Source organism: Krasilnikovia cinnamomea, assembly GCF_004217545.1.
Classification (GTDB): Bacteria; Actinomycetota; Actinomycetes; order Mycobacteriales; family Micromonosporaceae; genus Actinoplanes; species Actinoplanes cinnamomeus.
In genome coordinates this window covers 1,888,962-1,910,944 of the sequence record NZ_SHKY01000001.1, presented here as the reverse complement: position 1 = coordinate 1,910,944, position 21,983 = coordinate 1,888,962, and the positions used below count along the sequence as shown (strand labels likewise).

Genomic DNA, 21,983 nt, shown 5'->3' with positions numbered 1-21,983 from the left:
CCGGCGCGTGCGGGTCATCACCGTCGATGATCACCCCCTAGGCTGGGGCGATGGTACCGACCTTCGTCTCCGATCCGGTGCACGTACGGACGCCGGCGACCAGCGCCAACCTCGGCCCGGGCTTCGACGCCCTGGGCCTCGCCCTCGGTCTGCACGACGACCTGAGCGCGACTGTGACCGGTGACACATTCACGGTCGAGGTTTCCGGTGAGGGCGCGGGCGAGCTGCCCACCGACGAGCGGCACCTGGTGGTCCGCGCCATGCTGGCGGCCTTCGACGAGATGGGGGGCCGCCCCGCCGGGGTGGCCGTGCGCTGCGTCAACCGCATCCCACAGGCGCGCGGGCTGGGCTCCTCCTCCGCCGCGATCGTGGGCGGGGTGCTGCTGGCCAGGGCCCTGGTGGCGGACGGGTCCGCCCGGCTGGACGACGCGGCGGCGCTGCGGGTGGCGGCACGGCTGGAGGGCCACCCGGACAACGTCGCGCCCTGCCTGTTCGGCGGATTCACGATCGCTTGGACGGAGGCGGGCGGGGCCCGGGCGGTGCGGCTGGCAACCGCCGAGGGCGTACGTCCGACCGTTTTCGTGCCCGCCGAACGCGGCCTCACCGCCACCGCGCGGGCCGCGCTGCCGCCGCAGGTGCCGCACGCGGACGCCGCGTTCAACGCGGCCCGTTCGGCGCTGCTGGTGCACGCGCTGACCGCGGCGCCCGAGCTGCTCTTCCCGGCCACTGAGGACCGCCTTCACCAGGGCTTTCGCGCTCCGGCGATGCCTGGCACGGCGTCCCTGGTCGCGGGGCTGCGGGCGGCGGGGGTGGCGGCTGTGGTCAGCGGGGCGGGGCCCAGCGTGCTGGCGCTGACGCCGGTTCCGGCGGACTTCCATCCCGGCTCGGCGTGGCGCGCTGAGCCGCTGGGCGTGGATGGCGGCGGTGCTCTTGCCAGAGGGGGTATGGTGGAACACGCCGAGCGGGGCCCTGTTGCCGCAGGTCGCACGAGTTGACTACGCTCAAGACCTAGCACAGCCGCGAAGCAAGCGATCTCATGCGGTTCGGCGCGCACCCCCGAGACTGTCGGCGATCTTGCCGGTCTCATCTCTCATCAAGGCACACGTCGAACAGCAGTCTCCAGATCGGTGCACTCGCCGAGACCTACCCGTCACCGTCTGACGGGTCGGGAAACCGTCGAGCTGCCGTGCTGCAAAACTCCCGCGCCGCTCACGCGAAGCGGGGTCCGAGGGCACCCGGCCACCAGGCTGCAGACCCGGGTGATCTTGGCTTTTTTCGACGGAAGGAATCCATTGAGCGACACCACCGACGTGACGTCGGGTGTTTCTGACGTCGCTGACGACGCCACCAGCACCACGGTCACCGCTCGCCGCCGCCGCGGCGGCACGGGCCTGTCCGCGATGCTGCTGCCCGAGCTGCAGAGCCTCGCCGCCTCCCTCGGCATCTCCGGCACCGCCCGGATGCGCAAGGGCGAGCTGATCGCCGCCATCACGGAGCGCCAGGGCGGCGGAGCCGCGGCTGCGGGCGCCCAGGGCGGCGCCACGCCGCGCCAGCGCGCCACCAACGGGGGCAAGTCCGCTGAGGCGCCGGCGGAGCGCTCGGAGGAGCGCCCGGCCGCGTCCGCGGGGTCCCAGCCCGCGGCCGCCGCGGCGACCCAGCCGGCCGAGTCCCAGCCGGCCGCCGCTGCCGCCCAGCCCGCGCAAACCCCGACCGCTGAGCCCGCTACCGAGGGTGACGGGGGCCGACGGCGTCGCGAGTCCGGCTCCGGTGGCGAGCAGGGCGGCCGTGAGCCCGCGCAGAGCGAGGGACGTGCCGAGGGCGAGCGTGCCGACCGGGGCGAGCGTGCCGACCGGGGCGACCGGGGCGAGCGTGAGCCGCGCAACCGGGACCGTCAGCGCAACCAGCGGGGCGAGGGTAACGAGCGGGGCGAGCGCAACGAGCGGGGCGATCGTGGCCCGCGCAACGAGTCCCACGACTCCGACGAGGAGAACGAGGGCGGCGAGGGTGGACGGCGCAGCCGCCGCAGCCGGTTCCGCGACCGGCGGCGGGGTCGCGGTGACCGGGACTCCGGTGAGGGTCAGCGCGACGGCGGCCGCGAGCCGCACGTCACCGAGGACGACGTCCTCGTTCCGGTGGCGGGCATCCTCGACGTGCTGGACAACTACGCGTTCGTCCGCACCACCGGCTACCTGTCCGGCCCGAACGACGTGTACGTCTCGATGTCGCAGGTCAAGAAGCACGGGCTGCGCCGCGGCGACGCGGTGACCGGCGCGGTGCGCGCCACCGCCCGCGAGGGCGACTCGTCGCAGCGCCGGGACAAGTACAACCCGCTCGTGCGGCTGGACACCATCAACGGCATGGAGCCGGAGGAGGCCCGGCGGCGGCCCGAGTTCTACAAGCTCACGCCGCTGTACCCGCAGGAGCGTCTGCGCCTGGAGACCGAGCCGCACATCCTGACCACCCGGGTCATCGACCTGGTCATGCCGATCGGCAAGGGTCAGCGCGCGCTGATCGTCTCGCCGCCGAAGGCCGGCAAGACGATGGTGCTGCAGGCGCTGGCCAACGCGATCACCCGCAACAACCCCGAGTGCCACCTCATGGTCGTGCTGGTCGACGAGCGGCCCGAAGAGGTCACGGACATGCAGCGCTCGGTCAAGGGCGAGGTCATCGCCGCGACCTTCGACCGGCCGCCGTCCGACCACACCACGGTCGCGGAGCTGGCCATCGAGCGGGCCAAGCGCCTGGTCGAGCTGGGCCACGACGTGGTCGTACTGCTCGACTCGGTGACCCGGCTCGGGCGGTCGTACAACCTGGCGGCGCCGGCCAGCGGCCGGATCATGTCCGGTGGTATCGACTCGACCGCGCTGTACCCGCCGAAGCGGTTCCTCGGCGCGGCCCGCAACATCGAGAACGGCGGCTCGCTGACGATCCTGGCGACCGCGCTGGTGGAGACCGGCTCGATGATGGACACGGTGATCTTCGAGGAGTTCAAGGGCACGGGTAACGCCGAGCTCAAGCTCGACCGCAAGATCGCCGACAAGCGGACGTTCCCGGCGGTCGACGTGTCGGCCTCGGGCACCCGCAAGGAGGAGATCCTGCTGGGCAAGGAGGAGCTGGCCATCGTGCACAAGCTCCGCAAGGTCTTCGCCTCGCTGGAGTCCTCGGCCGCCCTGGATCTCCTGCTCGACCGGCTCAAGCAGACCCGGACGAACATCGAGTTCCTCATGCAGATCGCGAAGTCGACCCCGGGCGAGTAGTCGCAGCGGGCGAAAAGGGAGCGGTCACCCGTCGGGTGGCCGCTCCCTTCGCGTAACAGCGTTGTCGATTGCGTGACACATCAACGTCGCACAGGCTGTCTGACGTCGTTGCCCCTGCCGCAACTTGCACGTCCAATTCGCGGCAAAAGTGGGGAATGCTGTTCTGTTCAGCGGTCCGTCCTCGTGCGAACCTCCCGGAGTCGAATCGTGGGAGGCGCCGATGAACGTGCCCGGCTACCGGGATCAACCAACCGAAGCGTGGGACCCGATCGCTCCCGTCGATCCGGGCGAGGCCGAGGACTTCCTGCGCCGTTGCTACACCGAGAACCCGAGGCTGGGCCCGGTGGAACCCCGGCTGGCCGTCGTGCGCGCGCAGATCGCCGCCACCGGGGGCTACGTGCACACCACCGACGAGCTCACGTACGGCGCGAAGATGGCCTGGCGCAACGCCAGCCGGTGCATCGGCCGGCTGTACTGGCGCAGCCTGGTCGTGCTGGACCGCCGCCGCGCGCGTACCGCCGACGAGATCTTCTCGCTGCTCGTGGCGCACCTGCAGTTCGCCGGGGGTGGCGGGCGCGGCACGGAGCCGCCGAAGGCGCTCGGCGCGATCCGGCCGGTGATCAGCGTCTTCGCCGCCGCCCAGCCCGGCCAGCCGTACGCCCGGGTGTGGAACGAACAGCTCATCCGGTACGCCGGATACCGCCAGGCCGGTGGCGGCTGTGTCGGTGATCCGCGGCAGGTCGGCTTCACCGCCGCGATGCAGGGCCTCGGCTGGCGGGGCAAGGGCGAGGCGTTCGACGTCCTGCCGCTGGCCATCGAGACCCCCGCCGAGGGGGTCCGCCTGTACGAGCTGCCCGATCGCGCGGTCCTGGAAGTCCCGCTGTCCCACCCCGAGTACGGCTGGTTCGCGGAACTGGGGCTGCGCTGGCACGCCGTCCCCGCGATCGCCAACATGCGGCTCACCGTCGGCGGCGTGCAGTATCCACTGGCCCCGTTCAACGGCTGGTACATGAGCACCGAGGTCGGCGCCCGCAACCTCGCCGACGCCGACCGGTACGACCTGCTGCCCGTCGTGGCGGACCGGCTCGGCCTCGACGTCAGCCGGGAGTCGACACTCTGGCGCGACCGGGCCCTGGTCGAGCTCAACCGGGCCGTGCTGTTCTCGTTCGAGCGGGCCGGGGTCAAGATGAGCGACCACCACACCGAGTCGGCCCGGTTCGTGGCGCATCTGCGCAACGAGGAGAAGGCCGGCCGGCCGGTGCCCGCCGACTGGACGTGGATCGTGCCGCCCATGTCGGGCGCGCTGACGCCGGTCTTCCACCGCTACTACGCCGAGATGGATCTGCGGCCCGCGTTCTATCTGGACGACGACGCGGCGTCGCTGGCCCGGGGCTGTCCGCACGCGGGCTGAGTGATCGGGCGGCCCAGGACAGCGGCCACTTTCCTGATCCCGGGGGATCAGGCGAAGCCGTTCACCGCGAAGTCGTCGCGGTGGCGCCAGGACGCTTCGGTGCGCACGTGGTTCGCCCGTACCCATTTGAGGACGCGCAGGTCGAACTCGGCGGCGGGGATGCGGCCCGCGCTGCGCACCACGAAGCCCTCCGAGGTTTCGGGGTCGCGCAGGCCCGCCCACGCGGCGCGGGCCTCGCGCAGGCTGCCCCCGCGATACAGCACCGGCACCACGGGCAGCTCCAGGCGGCGTGCCCAGTCCACAGTGTCGTCCCAGCCCAGCAGCGTGTCCGTCTCGTCCCAGATGCCGAAGACGATGAACACCCCGGGCAGATCCGTGTACGCGATGCTGCGCCGGGCCCACATCGACTCCCCGCACACCCGCCAGTGGTCCGGGATGCGATGCGAGGTCATCGCCCACAGCGCCTTCGCGGGCCGGTCCCACGGGTGGGTGCCCGAGTCGAGCGAGCGGGCGTACATGGCGTCGCGGGTGAAGGTGAGGTTTCCCCCGTCCAGCTTCTCCGTCACCACCAACTCACCGTCCAACCAGGACAGATCGTCCTGGATCCGGTCGTCGGTGGTGGCGCCCGGGGAGTCGGGCAGGTGGAAGGTGCGGGGGTACTTCACTCTCAGAAGTCTCCCTCGGCCACCTGGAACACCGTCAGCCCCAACTCCCGCCACATCCGCACCACCTGCTGGCGGTCGTCGAAGACGCCGACCACCCGCCAGCGGTCCCGGATCTCGGTGTCGAAGATCTCCCGCTTGACGATCGAGTCCTTGCGGTTGTCGCCTTCCGGCCGCATGAACAGCGCCTCGTACGGCACGCCGACGTACAGCGCCAGCCACGCCTCGGTCTCCGCCCGGCACACCGCGTCGCGGCCGGAGCAGAAGACGATCGCGTTGCCCGCGGCGTGCATCGCCCGCACGGCCTCGATGACCGCCTGGTTCGGCTGGTCCTCGCCGACCCGGCGCCAGTCGAACGGGCCGCGCCCGTCCATCAGCGCGACCGTGCCGTCGATGTCGACCAGGACCACCGGCGGCAGCGTGCCGTCCGGCTCGTACACGACGCCGGGGCCGCCGCGCTCCACGAACGGCACCGGCAGCGGCAGGTTGCGCCCGGCCAGGTAGCGCTTGTGCATGCGGCGGATGGCGTCCTCGCCGACCCGGTCCTGCTCGTCGCGGACCGCGTCCCGCCGGATGCACTCGTCCAGCGGCACGTCGGTGAAGTCGTGCACCTCGAACGAGGCATGGAACCGGGCGGCCAACTCCGCCCACTCCTTGACGGTCTTGCCCCGCAGGTTCGTGTCGTCGACGATCACGTCGGCCCGGGCGCGCAGCAGCGCCTCCACGGCCGCCCGCTGGGCGTGCGTGACCTGCGCCTCGGCGGTCTGGGTGAACAGCCGCGCGCCGTGCAGCATCCGCCGCAGGTCGTCGCGGTTCACCCGGACGACCTGCGGCTGCAGCTTGCGCGCGAAGGTGGTCTTTCCGGAGGCGGGCAGCCCTCGGGTGATCAGCAGCCTCGTCATTCCTCATCCACTCGATTCGTCCGGTCGCCGGCCGGGCGGACCGCCTGCCACAGGCCCGGACGGTAGTCCTTGCCGTCGAGGCGCTGGAACAGGGCGCCCCGGTGCGGGCTGCGTACCGCACGCGCCGCGAACTCGCGCCGGGACCAGCCGGGCGGCAGGTTCGCGACGATCCGGGCGTACTCGGCCTCGATCTCGGCGCTGAGCGCGTCCACGGCGGCGGTCAGCTCGGCCGCCACCTTGCGTACCCAGGCGTGGAACTCGTCCGGCAGCGGCTCGGTCAGCGCCTCCAGGTCGTCGCCGGCCGCGAGCACCTCCCAGACGGTACGCGGGGTCAGGCCGGTGACCAGGCGGTGCAGCCGGACGTACTCGGCGTACTTGATCTTCACCCGCTCGTCGGTGTCGGTGAGGTGCACGACCAGGCCCTCGCGGCCCGCTCGCGGCGGCGCCGCGAGGGCCTCCGCCAGGGTCGCGTAGCCGAACGCGTCCACCACCGGGCCGGGCCAGCCCGGTACCGCGGCCGGGCCGTGGCTGCGGCCGGTCGCGATCTCCACCGCGCCGAGCAGGATCAGGTCGTTCAGGCCCGCGTAGTCGAGCACGATGCGGTTCTCCGGGTAGACGATCTCGACCAGGACGGTCAGGCCGTCCGGCGGTACGAAGCCCGGGTACCGGCTGCGCAGCAGCGCGGTGGCGTGCTTCGCCTGGTCCGAGGCGAACGAGCCGCGGGTCGCCACGGCCAGCGCGTCGCCGTCGCGGTAGATCACCCCGAGGCTGCCGTCGGCCTTGTCCGTCACGGCCACGGGAGCGTCCGGGCGCAGCGCCGGGGCGTGCGACTCGGTGTGGTTGAAGAACTTCGGGAACGGCCGGGCCAGCACCCGCCCGGTCGACTCGTCCACCACCAGGCCCCGGCAGGCCAGCGTCACCGGGGTCCAGGCACCGGCGTACTGGCAGGCCTCGGTGTAGTTGTAGATCACGTACGGCCGCGCCGGGTGGCGCTGCGTCCGCACGTGACCGTTGCCGACCGCGGCGGCCAGTTCGGCCGGGTCGAGGACGGCGGCGAGCAGCGTCATCGGAGCTTCCTTCCGGGGGAGCGGGGTGAGGGCCGCTCACGTTATCGGCGGCAGCCTGCCGAACGCCTCCCGTTTTCGATCAAGAAGTGGCCCCCTAATCGCGTGGTACCGGGTTGGTACCGTGGACGGCATGGCGATGAACTTCCGGCCCAGCGAGGAGCTGGCCGAGCGACTGCGCACCCAGGCCGCGACCGAGCAGACCAGCGTGCAGAACCTCCTGGTGAAGGCCGCGGAGGAATACCTGGCCCGGAACACGAAGAAAGCGATGATCAAGCGCGAGGTGGAGCTGGTCAAGACCAACTTCGCCGACGCGCTGCGGCGCCTCGGTGAGGGCGCGTGATCTACCTCGACGCGGAGGACCTGGCGGACATCGCGGCCGCGGTGCTGGAGCCCGATCCGGTGGTGATCCGCGACGTCGGTCTGCTGTCCATGGCGGCACACCGGCCCCGGACCGAAGTGTTCGGCCACGAGCCGTACCCGACCATCGCGCAGAAGGCGGCGGCGCTGCTGGTGTCGGTCTGCCAGAACCACCCGCTGCAGGACGGCAACAAGCGGCTCGCGCTGGCGGCCGGCTGGGTCTTCTGCGGTCTCAACTGCGGCCGGCAGCCCGCCCTCACGCAGGACGAGGCCTATGAGCTGGTCATGGGCGTGGCCAGGGGCGAGCTGGACGTGCCGGAGGTCGCCACGGCCCTGCGGGAGGCCGGAATCCCGGACGCCTGAGCGCGGGAATGCCGTGGGGGAGTGGGGCGTTGGCCAGGGCGGACCGGTGCCTGCCTCCTGATTTCTGATCGACCCTGGCGGCATGGCACACTGGTTCATCGGCCAGCAGTAGGTTCCGGTTCACGCCCGAGCCGCGCCGCCCACCGGGGCGGGCGGTGCCGACGGCGACCCGGCGACCTCACCATCGAGAGGGACCGAAGACATGAAGAGCGGCATCCACCCGGAGTACAAGGCGACCGAGGTCGTCTGCTCCTGCGGTAACACTTTCTCGACCCGCAGCACCGTCAAGAGCGGCGAGATCCGCGTCGAGACCTGCAGCGCCTGCCACCCGTTCTACACGGGCAAGCAGCGCGTGCTGGACACCGCGGGCCGGGTCGCGAAGTTCCAGGCCAAGTACGCCAAGGTCAACGCGGGCAAGAAGAAGTAGCTGCGCCGACGGCGCCCGCCCCGGGGGATCCGGGGCCGGGCGCCGTTCGCATGTGTGCGGACCTGCGTGGGGAGAGAACGCGTGAGCAACGACCGGCTGACCACCCTGCTCGAGGAGTACGCCGAGCTGGAGAAGCGGATGGAGGACCCCGCCATCCACGCCGACCAGGCCCTGGTGCGCCGGGTCGGGCGCCGCTTCGCCGAGCTGGCCCCGCTGCACGCCGCCCACGCCGAGCTGGAGGCGGCCCGCGCCGACCTCGCGGCCGCCCGCGAGCTGGCCGCCGAGGACCCCGAGTTCGCGGGCGAGGCCGACGCGGTGGCGGCGACGCTGCCCGCCCTGGAGGAGCGGCTCGGCGAGATGCTCATCCCGCGCGACCCGCACGACGCCAAGGACGTCATCCTGGAGATCAAGGCGGGCGAGGGCGGCCAGGAGTCCGCCCTGTTCGCGGGCGACCTGCTGCGCATGTACACCCGGTACGCCGAGCGCCGCGGCTGGGTCGTCGAGGTCATCGACGCCCAGGAGTCCGACCTGGGCGGTGTCAAGGACGTGTCCGTGGCCGTGAAGACCAAGGGGATGCCCGAGGGCGGCCACGGCGTCTGGGCCCGCCTGAAGTGGGAGGGCGGCGTGCACCGCGTCCAGCGGGTGCCGGTCACCGAGTCGCAGGGCCGCATCCACACCTCCGCCGCCGGGGTGCTGGTGCTGCCCGAGGCCGAGGACGTCGACGTGCAGATCGACGCGGGCGACATCCGGGTCGACGTGTTCCGCTCCTCCGGGCCCGGCGGGCAGTCCGTCAACACCACCGACTCGGCCGTACGCATCACCCACCTGCCCACCGGCATCGTGGTGAGCTGCCAGAACGAGAAGAGCCAGCTGCAGAACCGCGAGCAGGCCATGCGCATCCTGCGCGCCCGCCTGCTGGCCGTCGCGCAGGAGCAGGCCGACGCGGCCGCCTCGGACGCCCGCAAGGCGCAGGTGCGCACCGTGGACCGCTCGGAGCGCATCCGCACGTACAACTTCCCGCAGAACCGGATCACCGACCACCGGATCGGCTACACCGCGTACAACCTGGACCTGGCGCTCGGTGGCGAGCTGGACGGGGTGCTGGACGCGCTGGCCGAGGCCGACCGGGCCGCCCGCCTCGCCGGGGAGTCGGAGCTCAGCCGACGGCAGTGACGCTCAGGCGGCCGCGCACCGTCCTGCACAACAGCAGGTCCCGGTCCAGCGCGCAGCCGTAGTCGGGTACCGCGTCGATCGTGCCGAGGGTGAACGTCTCGCCGGTGCGGGGGCGTACCCGGGTCACCACCATGCGGCTGTCCGGCGCGACCGGCGCGCTCAGCATCAGCTCGACCTCGCCCGTTTCGTCCTCTACGGGTTGTCCGGCCAGCGTCACGACGGGTTGACCGGTGGCCGCGTCGATGACCCTCAGCGGTGATTCCGGGCCCTCGACGATCGCCAGCAGGCCGGCGCCGAACGGCCGCGTGACGGCGTCGGGCAGGCGCCAGCGTTCGGCGCCGGTCCGCCAGTCGTGGCCGGTGAGTCCCGTACCGGCGCTCAGGCACAACACCGGGCCGCAGCCCGCCGCGTTGGCGCCCGGTACGTCGATCCGCCAGCGCTGCCGCAGCGGCTGCCCGCCGTAGGCGGCGACGGTCGCCCGGGTGTCGTTCGCGTGCAGCACGAACAGCTGACCGTCGTGCCATTCCAGGCTGCTGAACGGGAACGCGGAGCCGGGCGGCCAGGCGACCGTCCCGCCGCCCTCCTCCGCGCCGTTGTCGAGCCGCAGCAGACGGACCCGCCCGGAGCCGGTGACCGTGGCGACCCGGTCCGGATGCCGCGGATCCGCACCGATCGTCGCGATCTGCTCGGCGCCCGGGGTGTCCCGGCGCCACCGGTCCCGGCCGTCCCGCAGGCCGACCAGGCGCAGCCGGGCCACGCCAGGGCCGTTGTCGGGGTGATCCACCAGCAGGGTGCCGTCGCCTATGCCCGCCCAGGCGGGGTCACCCGCGCCGCGCCAGAGTTCCGCGCCGGTCGCGGCGTCGACCGCGGTCGTCTCGGTGAACCGCGGCGGCATCGAGACGCCGTCCGGCTGGGTCGGCACGCCGGGCGGCGTGGAGGGCAGCAGCACGACGCCGGAGTCCGGCACCGCGATCACGAAGGGCGCCTGGACGTCCAGCTCGCGGGACCAGCGCACCGCGCCGTCGGTACGGCCGTACCCCGACAGCCGCCGGGGCGTGCCGGTGCTGTGCACCACGACCGTGTCCCCGGACACCTGGAAGGAGTCCTCGTCGCCGAGCGGGATGCTCCACAGCGGCCGCACCCCGCGCGGCGCCGGCGCGTGATCGGAGGCGGTGACGGTGAGCAGGCACAGCGCGGCGAGGACCGCCGCCGCGGCGCGGCGCACGTGACGCCTGAGCCAGCCGGAGGCGCGCGGCGACGGATCGGGTGGATCGTCGACGCCGACGTAACCGAGTTCGATGACAACCATCGGCGCCTCAGGCCGCCGGCGCGCGGTGCCCGGGCGGCACGGCCACGGACCCGTCCCCGGCGCGCCCGGCAGCCGCGTAGTCTCCCCGCATCACGCGGCAGAGGATACCGGTGCCCGCAAAGGCTCAGCCGACCGCGGAGACCGTCAATCGATCATGAACCGATTGGCAGACCAGCAGGCCACGGTCGGTCAGGCACCCATAGTCGGAGACCCCGTCGATCGTGCCCAGGGTGAAGGTCTCCCCGGTACGCAGATCCACCCGGCCCACCGCGCTGCGGCCCCCGGGTGTCACCGTGGGGCTGATCGTCAGCACCCGCGTGCCCGCGACGTCCTCCACGGGTTCACCGTCGAGGCGGGCGATGCTCCGGCCCGTGCCCGCGTCCAGGATCGCGTACCTCGCGTCGGCGGTGCCTTCCACCGCCAGCATGTCCGCGCCGAACGGCCGGGCGGAGTGGCTGAGGGGGGCGCGCCAGCGTTCGAGGCCGGAGTCCCAGTCGCGGCCGATCAGCGCGGCGCCGGTGCTGATGCACCACACCGGCCCGCAGCCGTACGCGGCAACGGCGTCGGGCTCGTCGACCCGCCACCGCTGCCGCAGCGGCTGCCCGCCGTACCCGGTGACGGTCACCCCGGTGTCGGTGGTCTGCGTGACGGTCAGCTGCCCGCCGTGCCATCCCAGGTTGACGTACCGGTCCGGAGCCGAGCCGGTGGACGGCACCGAGACCGTCCCGCCGCCGAGCTCCGCGCCGTCGCTCAGCCGCAGCAGGCGGACCTGCCCGGCTCCGGTGACCGTGGCGACCCGGTCGGGCCGTCGCGGGTCCGGGCCGATCGTCGCGATCTGCTGGGCGCCCGGGGTGTCCCGGCGCCACACCTCCCGGCCGTCGCGGGCCCCGACCAGGCGTACCCCGGTCACCGCGGTGGAGTCCGCGGCATGGTCGGCCAGCAGCACCCGGTCGCCTCCGATGGGCAGGTGGGCGAGGCTGACCGCGGTGACGTCGCCCGGCGCACGCCACAGCTGCGCGCCGGTGGCCGCGTCGATCGCCACGGTCTGCGTGAAGATGGACTGCATCTGGCTTCCGTCCGGCGTGGACGGCACGCTGCGCTCCACGGTCGGCAGCAGCACGACACTCGACCCGGGCGTCGTGATCAGGTACGGCACCGGCTGATCCATCTCGCGCGACCAGCGCGGCGTACCGCGGTCGAGGTCGTATCCGGTGAGTCGCTGCGTCGCGCCGCTGCTCAGCACCACCACCGTGTCCCGGGCCAGCGTGAACATGTCGCCCTGGAAGAAGAGGATCTCCCACCGCGCCTGCAGGCCGCGCGGCGCGGGCAGATGGTCCGACGCCGTCACGGTGACCAGGCACAACACGGCCAGCAGCGCCGCGGTCAGGCGGCGCAGATGACGCCGGCCCCACTCCGCCGGGCGCAGCGGCGGGGGCTCCGGCAGCTCGGCGCCGCCGGAGCCCACGTAACCGAGCTCGATGACCGCCACGCGCGTCAGGCCGGCTTGCGGTGACCGGCCGCGGCGGCCAGGGCGGCGGTCAGCGTACGGCCGTGCGTGCCGACCTCGGACCAGCCCGCCGCGACCCCGATCGGGGTGCCGGGCACCAGCGCCTGCCAGTTCTCGGCGGCGGCCGCGGCGGCGATGCGCCGGGACACCTCGGCGGCCTGGGTGTGTCCCGCGCCGGGCAGCACCACCACGAACTCGTCGCCCGCGAACCGGGCCACGAAGTCGCCGCGGCGCATCACCCGGATCAGCACTCCCGCGATGCGTTGCAGCACGAGGTCGCCGGTGTGCCGGCCGTGCCGCGCGTTGACCTCGGTGAAGCCGACCAGGTCGCAGACGCCGACCGCGGCGCGTTCGCCCCGGGCCAGCATCGCGGCGACGTAGCGTTCCAGCTGGCGGCGGTTCGGCAGGCCGGTGAGCGGGTCGGTGAGGGTCTCGTCGCCGTACCGGCCGATGTCGCGCTGGGTCTCCTGGGCGTCCAGGCGGGCGGCGACCCCGTCCAGGAAGCCGTCACGGAGCCGGTCGATGCGCTGGGCGGCGAGACGGAACGCGTACCGGTCGGCGTGGTGGGCGGCGGCGTGGTCCCCGGCCGAGGCGTGGCAGATGCTGCGCAGCCGGGCCGGCTCGGCGGGCCCGAGGATCTCCGGGGACACCGGTACCGCGTCCAGGCGCCGCAGCGCCTCCGTGGGCCGCTGCGCGGCGATGTGCAGGCACACCCCGCCGAGGTGCTGCAGGTCTCGGGAGCGGACGCTGTCGCCGCCGTCGGCCAGCAGGGCGGTCACGTCCGCCTCGGTGGGCTCGCCGAGGGCGGCGCGGCGGGCCAGCGCGTACCCGTAGACGGTCTTGCTGCTGGGCCGCAGCCGGGCGTCCGCGCCCGTGGCCACATAGCGGGCCAGCTCCGCGTCGATGTCGCGCAGCACCCGCAGGCAGCCGTCGGTGTCGCCCTGGTGGTCGAGCGAGACCGCGTTGCGCAGCCGGATGCCGGGCGCGGCGAACAGCTCGCTGGCCATGCCGGACGCCGCGCCGACCTGCCGGGCCTGCTCGATCGCGGTCAGCGCGTGGCCGTGAAAACCCAGATACGAGTACGCCATGGCGAGGTCGTGCCAGCCCCACGCGGTCTCCGCGTCACCCTCGGGTACGGCCGCCAGCGACCGCGACGCCTGCACGAGATGGGTGACCCCCCGGTCCAGATTGCCCTGCAGGTACGCGCCGAGCGCGGCGTACGCGTGCATCAGCCCGCGCAGGTACGGGTCGGGCGCCTCACGCACCGCACCGGAGGCGGCCGTCATCGCCGGGCCCAGCTCGGCGACCCGGCCCAGGTTGATGAGCGCGCCGAAGCGCTGCACCAGCGCGTACGCCCGGGTCGTGGGGTCGGCCGATGCGTCGAGGACCCGGTCGAGCAGTGGCAGGGCCTCGGCCGACCGGCCGCCCTGCTGCAACTGTCCCGCCTTGCGAAGTTCCTCGACGTTGTCCGCGAGCCGGTCCAACCAACTCACCGGCGGCCCTCCCCGGCATACATCGCCGAATCGGTGACCCGGCGGGCCACCGTCACATTCGACGTTTCATGATTATGCCGTGACGCCCGCCCACGAACACCCCTCGGTGGCGACAGAACGGGTGCGGCTCGTTCCGGCCCTGGCCGAGGCCACCGCTGAGCTGGCCGCCGCCGGGGTGCAATCGCCGCGGGTCGATGCCGAACTGCTGGCCGCCCACGTGCTCGGCGTCGGCCGGGGCCGCCTGCTGCTCATCGACACCGTTCGCGCCGGTGAGCTGGACCGTTTCCGGGATCTGGTGGCCCGGCGGACCCGCCGGGAACCGTTGCAGCACCTGCTCGGCACGGCCGCGTTCCGGCATCTGGAACTGGCCGTGGGCCCGGGCGTGTTCGTGCCCCGGCCGGAGACGGAGCTGCTGGCGGGCTGGGGGATCAAACGCGCCGCGCCCGGGGCGGTCGTCGTGGACCTGTGCAGCGGCACGGGCGCGATCGCGCTGTCGGTGGCGGACGAGGCGCGTCCCGGGCGGGTGCTGGCGGTGGAGCGGTCGCCGCGGGCGCTGACCTACCTGCGGCGCAACGCGGCCGGATTTTCGGTGGTCGAGGTGGCCGAGGGGGACGTCACCGATCCGGGGCTGCTGGCGGAGCTGAGCGGGGCCGTGGACGTGGTGCTGTGCAACCCGCCGTACGTTCCGCTCGGCACGGCCGTGCCGCCCGAGGTGGCCGAGCACGACCCGGCGGAGGCCGTCTTCGGCGGCGCCGACGGCCTGGCGGTGATCCGCCCGGTGGTGGCCCTGGCCGCCCGGCTGCTGCGGCCGGGCGGTGCGCTCGGCATCGAACACGACGATGCACACGGGGACGCGGTGCCCGCGCTGCTGCGCGCGGACGGCCGCTTCACCGCGGTCGAGGCCCACCGTGACCTGGCGGGGCGCCCGCGTTTCACCACGGCGGAGCGCAGCGAGAGCAACGTGGCAGACTGCTCCCCGTGATGCTCTACGACTGCCGCACGGTCGCGGAACGCGACCGGGGGGTCGCCGCGGCCATCGAGGCGGCCCGCAGCGGCGAACTGGTCGTGCTGCCCACCGACACCGTGTACGGCATCGGCGCGGACGCGTTCACCGCGCACGCCGTCGAGGCGCTGCACACCGCCCGCCACGCGGAGCGCCGGGTGCCGCCGCCGGTGCTGGTCGGCTCCCGGCACACCCTCGACGGCCTGGTCTACTCGGTGCCGAAGGCGGCGCGTGAGCTGGCGGACGCGTTCTGGCCCGGCGCGCTGACCATCCTGGTGGAACACTCGCCCAGCCTGCAGTGGGACCTGGGCGAGACCGGCGGGGTGGTCGGGGTGCGGATGCCGCTGCACCCGGTGGCCCTGGAGGTGCTGCGCGAGGTCGGCCCGATGGCCGTGACCACCGCGAACCGGGTGGGCGGCGCGCCGCCGCGCACCGCGCAGGAGGCCCGCGAGCAGCTGGAGTACGCCGTACGGATCTATCTGGAGGCGGGCCCGGCGCACGACCCGGCGCCGAGCACGATCGTCGACGTCACCGGCGACGTGCCCCGGGTGCTGCGCGAGGGCGCGGTGCCGTTCGGCAAGTTGCGCGACGTCGTGCCGGACATCCTGCCGGCGGAGGTCCCGGGGCCCGCATGATCGTCGCACCGGACGACGCCGGGATCCGGCGCGCCGTGCAGTTGCTGCGCGCGGGTTCCGTGGTCGCCTTCCCCACCGAGACCGTGTACGGCCTGGGCGCGGACGCCACCTCGGCCGACGCGATCGCCGAGATCTACCGCCTCAAGCAGCGGCCCTCGTGGAACCCGCTGATCGTGCACGTCGCCGACGTGGCCCAGGCCCGGGCGCTGGCGCGGCGCTGGCCCGCGGTGGCGGACGAGCTGGCCGCCCGGTTCTGGCCGGGGCCGCTGACCGTGGTGGTCGAGCGGGCCGCCGGGCTGCCCGGTGACCTGGACACGGTCGCGGTGCGGATCCCCGCCCACCCGGTGGCGCTGCGCCTGCTGCGCGAGTCGGGGCTGGCCCTGGCCGCGCCCAGCGCGAACCGGTCGGAGAGCATCTCCCCGACCACCGCCCAGCACGTGCTCGGCAGCCTGCCGGAGGTGCCGCTGGTGCTGGACGGTGGCCCGTCCGCGTGCGGCATCGAGTCCACGGTCGTCGACCTGACCGTGTCCCCGGCCCGGCTGCTGCGCCCGGGTGCCCTGGGCCTGCGCTCCCTGCGCGAGGTGACCGGCGGACTCGCGCTGCCGGGCGGCGGGGTCGCGGACGGGGCCGCGCGGCCGTCGCCCGGGATGAGCCGGCGCCACTACGCGCCGCGCGCCCGGCTGATCCTGGCCGAGGACGTGGAAGCGGTGCCCCGCGCCGGGCTGGCCGGGCCGGTCGCGGTGCTCACGTACGAGGGGCGCGGTCCCGGCGACGAGGTGCTGTCGGCCGATCCCGGCGAGTACGCGGCGGACCTGTACGCCGCGCTGCACCGCCTCGACGACGCCCGGGCCGGGACGATCCTGGTGCAGGCCCCGCCGGACACCGAGGACTGGCTGGCGATCCGGGACCGGCTGGGGCGGGCCGCGGCCTGAGGGTGTTCGCCGGGCGGGTCAAAGCGTGCGGTGTCCGCTGGGCGGGCGGTGCCGTGAGGTGTCCGGTGTGGCGAGACGCCGCATGGCAGACTTCTCGGCGTGATGCACCCGTTCACCGTGCTGCATGTCTGCATGGGCAACATCTGCCGGTCGCCGATGGCGGAACGGCTGCTGGCGCGTAGCGTCCGCGACCGGGTGGCCGTACCCGCTGACGTCCCCGCCGTGGCGGGGGGCCGATCGATCGCCGACGATCCCGCCGCGCGGCTGGTGCGCAGCGTCAGCGCGGGCACGGGCGGCTGGCACGAGGGCGAGGGGATGAACCCGCCCGCCGCACGCCAGGTCCGCGCCCGGGGCGGCGTCGACACCGGATTCGCCGCCCGCAAGCTGCGCGGCGAGCACCTCGACGAGGCCGATCTGGTGCTGACCGCGACGGCCGACCAGGTGGACTACGTCGTGGCGCTGCGGCCCGATGTGGCCGATCGGACGTTCGTGCTGGGGGAGTTCGGCCGGTTGCTGGCCGGGCTGGACCCGGCCGCGCTGCCCCCGGCGGCGGCCGAGCCCGACGCGGTGTACGCCCGCGGCGTCGCCATCGTGGAGGCCGCGCACGCCCGGCGCGGGGGCCGTGCGCCGCTGCCCGGCGACGACCTGGACGACCCGTGGGGACGGGGTGACCAGACCTTCGCGCGCATCGGCGACGAGATCGAGGACGCCGTCGTGCCGTTCACCCGCCTGCTGTTGCCCTAGCCGCCCGCCCCTTCGCGGGCGTGCAGCTGCTCGGCGTCGCGCGCGATGTTGCGGGCCATGCCGCTGAACACGATGCCGTGGAACGGCAGCACCCCCGCCCAGTACGCGTGCCCGGCGAGCCCGCGCGGCAGGAACACCGCGCGCTGCCGGTAGACGCTGCGCCCCGGGTCCGCCGGGTCCGGTGCCGCGGTCATCTCCAGCCAGGCCCGGCCGGGCACCTTCAGTTCGGCGCGCAGCCGCAGCAGCCGTCCCGGTTCGATCTCCTCGACCCGCCACCAGTCCAGCGCCTCGCCGACGCGCAGCCGGTGCCGGTCGCGGCGACCCCGGTGCAGGCCGACACCGCCCGCCAGCCGGTCCAGCCAACCCCGCACCGACCAGGCCAGCGGGAACGAGTACCAGCCGTGTTCGCCGCCCACGCTCTCGATGACCCGCCACAGCGCGGCCACGGGCGCCCGCACCGAGCGGCGGCGCAGGTCGACGTAGTTGTCCCCGCCGGACCACTCGGGGTCGCTGGGTAGCGGCTCGGCGGCCGCGTCCCGGCCGGAGGCCCCGGACCACCGGGTCTCCACGTCCGCATCTTTGATCTTGGCGAGCGCCAGCCGGACGGCCTCGTCGAAGCCCAGCACCTCGCCGGGCACGTACCCGGTGATGTCGTGTTCGTGGCCGACCGCCTCGTGGATCAGGCTGGCCACCAGAGGCCGGGCGATGGCGTTGGGCACGGGCGTGACCAGCCCGACCCAGTACGCGGACAGCTTCGGCGTGAGCAACCTGACCGGGACGATGATTCGGCGGCGCAGCCCCGCCACCCGGGCGTAGCGCCGCATCATGTCGGCGTACGTGAGCACGTCCGCGCCACCGATGTCAAAGCCGCGGTTGACCTCGGCGGGCAGGTCCGCCGCCGCGACGAGGTAGCGAAGTACGTCGCGGACCGCGATGGGCTGCACCCGGTTGCCCACCCAGCGTGGGGTGATCATGGCCGGCAGCCGCTCCGTCAGGTAGCGCAGCATCTCGAACGACGCCGAGCCGGAGCCGATGATGACGGCCGCGCGCAGCACGACGGTCGGCACCTGGCTGGCCAGCAGGATGTCGGCCACCTCGGCGCGTGAGCGAAGGTGCGCGGAGGCGCCCTCGCGCCCGGCCGCCGACCGGTGCGTGGGGCGCCGATCGGCCGGACCGGGGAGGGCGTGCGGCTCGGGGCCGCCCAGGTAGACGATCCGCCGCACCCCCGCCGCGCGGGCCGCCGCCGCGAAGTTCGTGGCCGCCGCCCGGTCCCGGCGCTCGAAGTCACGGTGCCCCAGCGAATGCACCAGGAAGTACGCGACGTCGACGTCCGCGAATGCGGCGGCCAGCGTCCCGGGCTCACCCAGATCGCCCTGGACGATCTCCACCCGCCCTGCCCAGGGCGCGTCCCGCAGCCGTCGCGGATCCCGCGCGAGGCACCGTACGGTGTGCCCGGCCTCCACCAGCCGCGGCGCCAGGCGCCCCCCGATGTAACCCGTGGCTCCCGTGACCAGACAGCGCATGTCCCCACTGTGCCAACATGCGGGGTCAACAGGCCATATGCTCGGTTCGCGGGGGCAGCGTCGCCGACGTGAAGGAGCGCCATGACAGCGGTTCTTGGTCGGGGCCGGGTCACCTTCTGGGGCCCGGACTTCGACGCGCTCGAACGCGAGGACCCGGAGATCGCCGAGGTGGTGGTCGGGGAGCTGGAGCGGCTGCGGGGCGGCCTGCAGCTGATCGCCAGCGAGAATCTGACCTCGCCCGCGGTCCTCGCGGTGCTCGGCTCCACGCTGACCAACAAGTACGCCGAGGGCTATCCGGGGCGCCGCTACTACGGCGGGTGCGCCGAGGTGGACCGCGCCGAGCAGCTCGGCATCGAGCGCGCCCAGGACCTGTTCGGCGCCGCCCACGCGAACCTGCAGCCGCACTCCGGCGCGTCAGCCAACCTGGCGGCGTTCGCGGCGCTGGTGCAGCCCGGCGACACCGTGCTGGCGATGGGGCTGCCGCACGGCGGCCATCTGACGCACGGCAGCAAGGCGAACTTCAGCGGCAAGTGGTTCCACACGGTCGGCTACTCGGTACGGCGCGACACCGAGCTGATCGACTACGACGAGGTGCGCGACCTGGCCCGGGCCCACCAGCCCAAGATGATCATCTGCGGGGCGACGGCGTACCCACGGCTGATCGACTTCGCGGCGTTCCGGGAGATCGCCGACGAGGTGGGCGCGTACCTGCTGGTGGACGCCGCGCACTTCATCGGCCTGGTGGCCGGGCGGGCGGTGCCCTCGCCCGTGCCGTTCGCCGACGTGGTGACCTGCACGACCCACAAGGTGCTGCGCGGGCCCCGGGGCGGCATGATTCTCTGCCGTGAGGAACTCGCCCAGCGCATCGACAAGGCGGTCTTCCCGTTCACCCAGGGCGGGCCGATGATGCACGCCATCGCCGCGAAGGCGGTCGCCCTGCGGGAGGCGGCACTGCCGGAATTCCAGACGTACGCCCGGCAGGTGGTCACGAACAGCCAGGCGCTGGCGGCCGGGCTGACGGCCGAGGGCATGCGCGCGGTCTCCGGGGGCACCGACACCCACCTCGCCCTGGTCGACCTGCGCGACACCGGGGTGAGCGGGCGCGACGCCGAGGCGCGGTGCGAACTGGCCCGGATCACGCTGAACAAGAACGCCGTCCCGTACGATCCGGAGCCGCCGGCGGTGGCGTCCGGCATCCGGGTGGGCAGCCCGTGCGTGACCACCCAGGGCATGCGGGAGGGGCAGATGCGCCGGATCGCGGGCCTGATCGCCGCCGCGGTGACCACGGACCCGGCGACCGCCGGTGGCGCGGTGCGGCTGCGCGACCTGGGTGACGAGGTGGCGGATCTGGTGGGGGAGTTCCCGGCGTACCCGGAGACCGGCGGCGCCGCATGACCGAGCGCACCGCCGTGAAGCAGGGCCAGGAGGGCACCGGATGACAGAGGAACAGACGCGCGTGGCCGGGGTGCCCCGACAGGGTGCGGACCCGGACGACACGCCGTTGCCGGACCTGCCGCCGCTGCCCGCCGATCCGCGGTGGAAGGTGGAGCACCTCCCGCTGCTGACGGCGATCTCGGTGGCGCTGCTGCTGTGCGCGGCCTCGGTCGGCTTCGTGGTGGGCGGCCCCGTGGTGGCGTTGGGCGCGGCGGCCGGGGTGGCGATCGTGACGGTGAGCTACACGCTCACGACCCTGGCCCTGGCCTGGGCGGACACGGTGCGCCCCGCGCTGGTCATGCCGGTCGGCCTGGGCGCGTACGTGCTGAAGTACTCCCTGCTCGGCGTGATCCTGGCGGTTCTCGTCGGCTCGGGCTGGCGCGGCGGTGTCGCGCTGGGATGGGGGGTGGTGGCCGGGGTCGTGGTGTGGACGGCCGCGCAGGTGTGGTGGGTGCACAAGCTGGCCCGCCGGAAGTGATCTTCTCCACCGCACGGCGGCTTGACGGGTCGGCGATTCGGGGCGGTTTCCCCGATCCGGTGATCCGGGCCGCGCGGAGTTGTCCAGTTCTGGCGCGAGGGGAGTACCGTGTCCCTCCAGTTGCGAGACCCCTAACGCCTGGACAACCTCGGTTGTGCGGGGGGTCCCGCTTAGCCTGGCCTGAGCGGCTGATAAGGTTCGGCCGTCATGACCGGTCAAGGCCCTAAACACGATCCCCGCGGTGACGACGGTCCACCCCCACCCGACTCGGGTATGGGGATGACGGCGCTCAGTTATCTCCTTGCGGGCATGTTGGTGTGGGGCGGGATCGGTTGGCTGGTCGACCACTGGGTCGGGACCAGGGGCATATTCGCCGGCATCGGCTGTGTCGTTGGGATCGGCGGCGGTGTCTACCTCATCGTGCGCCGCCTGGGCGCCTGACAGGAAAGGGCTACGGTGATCGGTCAGTCGATCGTCCTCGCCGGGGAAGTTCCGTTCCCGCCGAGCGTGGAGGACTTCTATCCGCCGAGCATCCTGCCGTGGGGCGCGCACTCGGTCTGGTTTACGAAGATCACGTTCCTGGTGTGGCTCACCACCGCGGCGATCATCGTGTTCTTCCTGGCCTCCTACCGGAAGCCGAAGCTGGTTCCCACCAAGAAGCAGTGGCTCGCCGAGAGCGTTTACGGCTTCGTGCGGAACAACATCTCGGTGGAGATGATCGGCCCGGCGGGTGTGCGCTTCGCGCCGTACCTGACGACGCTTTTCTGCTTCATCCTGCTGAACAACTTCTGGGGCATCGTTCCCTTCGTCCAGATCTCCCCGAACTCGCACATCGCCTTCCCGGCTTTCCTCGCGGTGATCAGCTACGTGATGTTCATCGTGGTCGGCATCCGGCACCACGGCTTCGCGAAGTACTTCAAGACGGCTCTGATGCCGCCCGCGCCGTGGTTCATCCTGCCGTTGCTGATTCCGATCGAGTTCTTCTCGACGTTCCTGGTGCGCCCGTTCTCGCTGGCGGTCCGGCTCTTCGCGAACATGTTCGCGGGTCACATGCTGCTGCTGGTGTTCACGCTCGGCGGCTTCGCGATGATCAACGCGAACGCCTGGTTCGCGCCGTTCGCGGTCGTGTCCTGGACGATGACCATCGCCCTGACCTTCCTGGAATTCCTGGTCATCGTGCTCCAGGCCTATGTGTTCACGGTGCTGACCGCGAGCTATGTGCAGGGCGCACTCGCCGACGAGCACTGAGCTGTATCCCGCAACATCCCGTTGTCGTCCCGCGTGAGAGTCACGCGAGATCTCAGGA

The 21,983-nt window shown here is 73.1% G+C and carries 22 protein-coding genes; 15 read left to right on the top strand and 7 right to left on the bottom strand.

The features are described from left to right. The first annotated feature begins 50 nt into the window (after nucleotides 1-50). The 3 genes from thrB (at nucleotide 51) to EV385_RS08415 (ending at nucleotide 4,668) form a co-directional block, all read left to right on the top strand. Entirely contained in the window at nucleotides 51-995 is a 945-nt protein-coding gene (gene thrB, locus EV385_RS08425) for a homoserine kinase (RefSeq protein ID WP_130508954.1), read from the top strand. A gap of 297 nt (nucleotides 996-1,292) precedes the next feature. Beyond that, nucleotides 1,293-3,257: a transcription termination factor Rho gene (gene rho, locus EV385_RS08420; protein ID WP_130508953.1), complete on the top strand. Its 1,965-nt coding sequence runs from the start codon at nucleotides 1,293-1,295 to the stop codon at nucleotides 3,255-3,257. A gap of 220 nt (nucleotides 3,258-3,477) precedes the next feature. Then, nucleotides 3,478-4,668, top strand: coding sequence for a nitric oxide synthase oxygenase (locus tag EV385_RS08415; protein WP_130508952.1), 1,191 nt, complete (start codon nucleotides 3,478-3,480; stop codon nucleotides 4,666-4,668). 47 nt (nucleotides 4,669-4,715) lie between these two features. Here EV385_RS08415 and EV385_RS08410 read toward each other — a convergent pair whose 3' ends face one another. From EV385_RS08410 to EV385_RS08400, 3 genes are read right to left on the bottom strand one after another with little or no spacing between them, the layout of a single operon-like run. Beyond that, nucleotides 4,716-5,333 carry an RNA ligase family protein gene (locus EV385_RS08410; protein ID WP_130508951.1) on the bottom strand — a complete coding sequence of 206 codons (618 nt, stop codon included), beginning with the start codon at nucleotides 5,331-5,333 and terminating at the stop codon, nucleotides 4,716-4,718. 2 nt (nucleotides 5,334-5,335) lie between these two features. After that, nucleotides 5,336-6,232 (bottom strand): phosphatase domain-containing protein, encoded by an 897-nt coding sequence (locus tag EV385_RS08405; RefSeq protein ID WP_130508950.1) that lies wholly within the window; start codon nucleotides 6,230-6,232, stop codon nucleotides 5,336-5,338. After that, complete coding sequence (locus EV385_RS08400; RefSeq protein WP_130508949.1) at nucleotides 6,229-7,299, bottom strand: RNA ligase; 1,071 nt, start codon at nucleotides 7,297-7,299, stop codon at nucleotides 6,229-6,231. The genes EV385_RS08405 and EV385_RS08400 overlap by 4 nt, the downstream gene beginning before the upstream one ends. Nucleotides 7,300-7,429: 130 nt before the next feature. Here EV385_RS08400 and EV385_RS08395 point away from each other — a divergent pair, with 130 nt between their 5' ends. The 4 genes from EV385_RS08395 to prfA all read left to right on the top strand — a co-directional run bounded on the left by EV385_RS08395 (nucleotide 7,430) and on the right by prfA (nucleotide 9,619). After that, entirely contained in the window at nucleotides 7,430-7,639 is a 210-nt protein-coding gene (locus tag EV385_RS08395) for a CopG family transcriptional regulator (protein ID WP_130508948.1), read from the top strand. Next, a complete protein-coding gene (locus tag EV385_RS08390) occupies nucleotides 7,636-8,019 on the top strand; it encodes a type II toxin-antitoxin system death-on-curing family toxin (protein ID WP_130508947.1) in 384 nt (127 codons plus the stop codon). Before EV385_RS08395 ends, EV385_RS08390 begins: the two co-directional genes overlap by 4 nt. A gap of 202 nt (nucleotides 8,020-8,221) precedes the next feature. After that, nucleotides 8,222-8,446 (top strand): 50S ribosomal protein L31, encoded by a 225-nt coding sequence (rpmE, locus tag EV385_RS08385; protein ID WP_130508946.1) that lies wholly within the window; start codon nucleotides 8,222-8,224, stop codon nucleotides 8,444-8,446. An 81-nt stretch (nucleotides 8,447-8,527) separates the two neighbouring features. After that, nucleotides 8,528-9,619, top strand: coding sequence for a peptide chain release factor 1 (prfA, locus tag EV385_RS08380; protein ID WP_130508945.1), 1,092 nt, complete (start codon nucleotides 8,528-8,530; stop codon nucleotides 9,617-9,619). Here the strand turns inward: prfA and EV385_RS08375 are convergent. The 3 genes from EV385_RS08375 to EV385_RS08365 all read right to left on the bottom strand — a co-directional run bounded on the left by EV385_RS08375 (nucleotide 9,603) and on the right by EV385_RS08365 (nucleotide 13,928). Continuing rightward, complete coding sequence (locus EV385_RS08375) at nucleotides 9,603-10,928, bottom strand: outer membrane protein assembly factor BamB family protein (protein ID WP_130508944.1); 1,326 nt, start codon at nucleotides 10,926-10,928, stop codon at nucleotides 9,603-9,605. The genes prfA and EV385_RS08375 overlap by 17 nt on opposite strands. Nucleotides 10,929-11,052: 124 nt before the next feature. Further along, nucleotides 11,053-12,417 carry an outer membrane protein assembly factor BamB family protein gene (locus EV385_RS08370; RefSeq protein ID WP_130508943.1) on the bottom strand — a complete coding sequence of 455 codons (1,365 nt, stop codon included), beginning with the start codon at nucleotides 12,415-12,417 and terminating at the stop codon, nucleotides 11,053-11,055. A 5-nt stretch (nucleotides 12,418-12,422) separates the two neighbouring features. Beyond that, the gene (locus tag EV385_RS08365; RefSeq protein WP_130508942.1) at nucleotides 12,423-13,928 is read right to left on the bottom strand and encodes a GGDEF domain-containing protein; all 1,506 of its coding nucleotides are present in this window, start codon (nucleotides 13,926-13,928) and stop codon (nucleotides 12,423-12,425) included. Between the two features lie 79 nt (nucleotides 13,929-14,007). Here EV385_RS08365 and prmC point away from each other — a divergent pair, with 79 nt between their 5' ends. The 4 genes from prmC (at nucleotide 14,008) to EV385_RS08345 (ending at nucleotide 17,242) form a co-directional block, all read left to right on the top strand. Next, nucleotides 14,008-14,910, top strand: a complete 903-nt coding sequence (gene prmC / locus EV385_RS08360; RefSeq protein ID WP_130508941.1) for a peptide chain release factor N(5)-glutamine methyltransferase — start codon at nucleotides 14,008-14,010, stop codon at nucleotides 14,908-14,910. Further along, a complete protein-coding gene (locus tag EV385_RS08355) occupies nucleotides 14,910-15,566 on the top strand; it encodes an L-threonylcarbamoyladenylate synthase (RefSeq protein ID WP_130513165.1) in 657 nt (218 codons plus the stop codon). The genes prmC and EV385_RS08355 overlap by 1 nt, the downstream gene beginning before the upstream one ends. Next, nucleotides 15,563-16,498 (top strand): L-threonylcarbamoyladenylate synthase, encoded by a 936-nt coding sequence (locus EV385_RS08350; protein ID WP_130508940.1) that lies wholly within the window; start codon nucleotides 15,563-15,565, stop codon nucleotides 16,496-16,498. Before EV385_RS08355 ends, EV385_RS08350 begins: the two co-directional genes overlap by 4 nt. 102 nt (nucleotides 16,499-16,600) lie before the next feature. Next, nucleotides 16,601-17,242 (top strand): arsenate reductase/protein-tyrosine-phosphatase family protein, encoded by a 642-nt coding sequence (locus tag EV385_RS08345; RefSeq protein WP_130513164.1) that lies wholly within the window; start codon nucleotides 16,601-16,603, stop codon nucleotides 17,240-17,242. Here EV385_RS08345 and EV385_RS08340 read toward each other — a convergent pair. After that, nucleotides 17,239-18,765, bottom strand: a complete 1,527-nt coding sequence (locus tag EV385_RS08340; RefSeq protein ID WP_130508939.1) for an SDR family oxidoreductase — start codon at nucleotides 18,763-18,765, stop codon at nucleotides 17,239-17,241. The two genes, EV385_RS08345 and EV385_RS08340, sit on opposite strands and share 4 nt — an antisense overlap. An 81-nt stretch (nucleotides 18,766-18,846) precedes the next feature. On the opposite strand from EV385_RS08340, the gene EV385_RS08335 reads away from it, so the two are divergent. The 4 genes from EV385_RS08335 (at nucleotide 18,847) to atpB (ending at nucleotide 21,925) form a co-directional block, all read left to right on the top strand. After that, nucleotides 18,847-20,160 carry a serine hydroxymethyltransferase gene (locus EV385_RS08335; protein ID WP_130508938.1) on the top strand — a complete coding sequence of 438 codons (1,314 nt, stop codon included), beginning with the start codon at nucleotides 18,847-18,849 and terminating at the stop codon, nucleotides 20,158-20,160. A 40-nt stretch (nucleotides 20,161-20,200) separates the two neighbouring features. Beyond that, the gene (locus EV385_RS08330) at nucleotides 20,201-20,677 is read left to right on the top strand and encodes a hypothetical protein (protein ID WP_242624775.1); all 477 of its coding nucleotides are present in this window, start codon (nucleotides 20,201-20,203) and stop codon (nucleotides 20,675-20,677) included. Between the two features lie 279 nt (nucleotides 20,678-20,956). Further along, nucleotides 20,957-21,118, top strand: a complete 162-nt coding sequence (locus EV385_RS08325; RefSeq protein ID WP_242624774.1) for an AtpZ/AtpI family protein — start codon at nucleotides 20,957-20,959, stop codon at nucleotides 21,116-21,118. A gap of 15 nt (nucleotides 21,119-21,133) precedes the next feature. Next, entirely contained in the window at nucleotides 21,134-21,925 is a 792-nt protein-coding gene (gene atpB / locus EV385_RS08320; protein ID WP_130508937.1) for a F0F1 ATP synthase subunit A, read from the top strand. Nucleotides 21,926-21,983 lie beyond the last annotated feature (58 nt).

Coding starts and splice junctions, on each gene's coding strand:
- thrB (WP_130508954.1), top strand. CDS start 51: ATGGTACCGACCTTCGTCTCCGATCCGGTGCACGTACGGACGCCGGCG.
- EV385_RS08415 (WP_130508952.1), top strand. CDS start 3,478: ATGAACGTGCCCGGCTACCGGGATCAACCAACCGAAGCGTGGGACCCG.
- EV385_RS08405 (WP_130508950.1), bottom strand. CDS start 6,232: ATGACGAGGCTGCTGATCACCCGAGGGCTGCCCGCCTCCGGAAAGACC.
- EV385_RS08400 (WP_130508949.1), bottom strand. CDS start 7,299: ATGACGCTGCTCGCCGCCGTCCTCGACCCGGCCGAACTGGCCGCCGCG.
- EV385_RS08395 (WP_130508948.1), top strand. CDS start 7,430: ATGGCGATGAACTTCCGGCCCAGCGAGGAGCTGGCCGAGCGACTGCGC.
- rpmE (WP_130508946.1), top strand. CDS start 8,222: ATGAAGAGCGGCATCCACCCGGAGTACAAGGCGACCGAGGTCGTCTGC.
- EV385_RS08375 (WP_130508944.1), bottom strand. CDS start 10,928: ATGGTTGTCATCGAACTCGGTTACGTCGGCGTCGACGATCCACCCGAT.
- EV385_RS08355 (WP_130513165.1), top strand. CDS start 14,910: ATGCTCTACGACTGCCGCACGGTCGCGGAACGCGACCGGGGGGTCGCC.
- EV385_RS08350 (WP_130508940.1), top strand. CDS start 15,563: ATGATCGTCGCACCGGACGACGCCGGGATCCGGCGCGCCGTGCAGTTG.
- EV385_RS08345 (WP_130513164.1), top strand. CDS start 16,601: ATGCACCCGTTCACCGTGCTGCATGTCTGCATGGGCAACATCTGCCGG.
- EV385_RS08340 (WP_130508939.1), bottom strand. CDS start 18,765: ATGCGCTGTCTGGTCACGGGAGCCACGGGTTACATCGGGGGGCGCCTG.
- EV385_RS08335 (WP_130508938.1), top strand. CDS start 18,847: ATGACAGCGGTTCTTGGTCGGGGCCGGGTCACCTTCTGGGGCCCGGAC.
- EV385_RS08330 (WP_242624775.1), top strand. CDS start 20,201: ATGACAGAGGAACAGACGCGCGTGGCCGGGGTGCCCCGACAGGGTGCG.
- EV385_RS08325 (WP_242624774.1), top strand. CDS start 20,957: ATGACGGCGCTCAGTTATCTCCTTGCGGGCATGTTGGTGTGGGGCGGG.